This window comes from Haloquadratum walsbyi J07HQW2 (assembly GCF_000415985.1).
Taxonomy (GTDB): Archaea; Halobacteriota; Halobacteria; order Halobacteriales; family Haloferacaceae; genus Haloquadratum; species Haloquadratum walsbyi_B.
The window spans coordinates 1,942,644-1,945,179 of sequence record NZ_KE356561.1 but is presented as its reverse complement, the minus strand read 5'-3'; the positions used below and the strand labels follow the sequence as shown (position 1 = coordinate 1,945,179).

The 2,536-nt window shown below is 47.9% G+C and carries 2 protein-coding genes and 1 pseudogene; 1 reads left to right on the top strand and 2 read right to left on the bottom strand.

What is annotated here, in order from left to right:
- Nucleotides 1-681, top strand: a pseudogene (locus J07HQW2_RS09050) (sulfatase); the annotation flags it as partial.
- Nucleotides 682-931: 250 nt separating this feature from the next.
- On the opposite strand, the gene J07HQW2_RS09045 reads toward J07HQW2_RS09050, so the two are convergent.
- Together J07HQW2_RS09045 and J07HQW2_RS09040 are read right to left on the bottom strand one after the other, a co-directional pair.
- Nucleotides 932-1,783 carry a hypothetical protein gene (locus J07HQW2_RS09045; RefSeq protein WP_048075216.1) on the bottom strand — a complete coding sequence of 284 codons (852 nt, stop codon included), beginning with the start codon at nt 1,781-1,783 and terminating at the stop codon, nt 932-934.
- Nucleotides 1,784-2,128: 345 nt separating this feature from the next.
- The coding region (locus J07HQW2_RS09040) for an HAD family hydrolase (RefSeq protein ID WP_021055157.1) at nt 2,129-2,536 on the bottom strand (408 nt) is incomplete at its 5' end.

The window sequence follows — 2,536 nt, the reverse complement described above, 5'->3', positions numbered from 1 at the left end:
GACCAGTTGGTGAACGTTCCATTGTTGATTAAACACCCAGAATTGAAGACTGAGCGCCGACATGATCAAGTTGAACTCATCGATCTCTATCATACCGTCCTTGATGCGGTTGATGTCGACGGCGGGAATCCAAATACTCCTGAGGAGACTGCAGTCGCCCGTGATCAGACACGATCATTATTATCTGATTCCTATCGCGAGTTTGAATCGCTCACTGGGACCGACAAGTCTGACCCTGCTCAACAGAGCAGTGATGGCTCGTATGCATTCATTGAATATTCACGACCCGTTGTTGAACTCAAACAACTTGAAGAGAAGGCAGCTTCCGCTGGTGTGACGTTGTCAGAGGATTCACGATTTTACTCGCGGATGCGTGCAGCTCGGCGAACCGATGCAAAGTATGTCCGAATTGACCGAATTTCTGATGAAGCATACCAACTTGATACTGACCCAGACGAACAGAACTCAGTAGCTGATGTACTGCACCGTGATACGGCAGACATGGACATGGAAACGAAATCAAAAGCAATCATAGCAACAGAAACAGCGCTCACAGCCTTCGAGTCAGCAGCTGGAGGAGCGTGGACTGATGGGATTACTGATGATGTGACGGATGACACTGTTGCTGAGATGGATGCTGATGCGCAGGAGCGACTACGCGATCTTGGATATATTGAATAAGTGAGTACGTAATTTCACATTTGCTCCGAACTATTCTGCTGCATGACTGACACTGCTGAATGTCGGTATTTCAGCCATATCACCACCACCTACTACGGATAGATCAAAAACAATGATAATCAGCGCGTCTCACTCTGATATCCTGAACGTGCAGGCTAATGAAGGATTCCGAAGCGAGGCAAGATCCGCGATCAGGCGATGTCAAGAGGACGCACTGAGTAATTTCGGTGTCCTAATCCTCAGTTTTTTCCTAAAACTGAGACACCGAGACATTCCGTTCATATGCAATAATCTCATGATAATTTGTCGAATTAATACTGACGATGAGTGCAACTCGACCGTCGGAACGGCTAATTGCACTCAAAGCACTAAATTGGGGATTGACACGCTGTGTGGTGGTCTGTCTCTCGTTAGAGCTGAGTGTTCCAATTGTCCTTTCGTGACTCCAGAACTCGGTCGTCCCAGCTCGGAGCTGGGTTTTGACGGAGACATTTGTTGCTGTGGCGTTGTCATGAGTCCAAACTGTCCCTGTCGCCTCCGCACAGATTGGTCCACATCTATCCAGACCATCGTGGCGGAATCGGAAGTGAGTAGTCTGACGCGTTTCACCAGTTGGCGGGAGCCCCCTGGGAGCTGAGGCTGTTGTCGAATTCGCGTTCTGATCTGCGCTCGGAGACTCAACATCGATTACCATCGTTTGTGAATCAATTTCACTAAGCCTCCCCCAATCACGATCATGCAATGTGACTTCGATTGATGCGGTGCGACGGTCCACGACGTTGACAACTGTTCCAATCGATTGCTTAATTGTCGTGTTCTCATCGCGATTGACCTCAATCGTTGCGACTCGGCTCTCATTCACTGCAATCGTCACAACAGGCTCCATTTCTGGGTCATCCAACAGCGTATTCGAGTCATAACATCCTACACATACAGTATCAAGTCTCATATTAAGTTGACCTGCAGCGATATGTCCGTCAGCATCAGTATCAGCAGCTGGATTAACCGAAATACCTGTAACACCTGCTGAGCTGTCAGCCGGTTTCGCTGCTGCGGTAACCACAGCGGCGACACCTAGGTGAATGCTCCCAAGAAGAGTCATTAGGCAAACACACGATACAACGGTCTTGTGTCGCGTGCGTCTCATAACTATATGTCATTTATCATACAGAGGGTAATAAAATCAAAGGCTCACACTCATAAAGCAATATCCAGTTTTGTGTGATACTGTACACCATGACCCGAATATATTCACAGACAAACGATCTAGTGGATCCCGGGCTTTTTATACCTATTTGAAGATTATGAGGTTGATGTAAGGAAAGTACGTGAGCGCAAAGACATCATAGCGTTCCCTGACTCAGTCGTTGAAGCTACCATGAGTGTGAAATCTGATTGAAATTCTCCAGAGTCACGCTAGAGTGAGCAGAAACACGCGACTGTTTAATTATTTAATCTGTTCAAGAACTCTTGGAAGGTCTCTGAGATCATTAATCGATGCTGTTGGTATTCTATCAAGTGTCGCAAGGTCATTGTGTGACCGGCGAAGGAAAACGCTCTCAAGACCTGCTCGGTGAGCGGCAATTACGTCTGTCCCACGGTCGCCGACGTACACTCCACTGTCAGCACCGAGCGCATCGAGCGTTTCTTCAAGATAATGTGGATCCGGTTTCCGTCGGCGGAATCCATCGACACCAAGGTCACGTCCGCGGACATGGTCAAAGCGGTCAATCTCGAAATGATCTACGACGAACTGGACCGTTGGATGGTAATTATTACTTACGAGTCCGAGTGTCGTCTCATTGTCGAGTGTCTTCAACGCATCAATATCTGCATACACACCACGACGTCCATC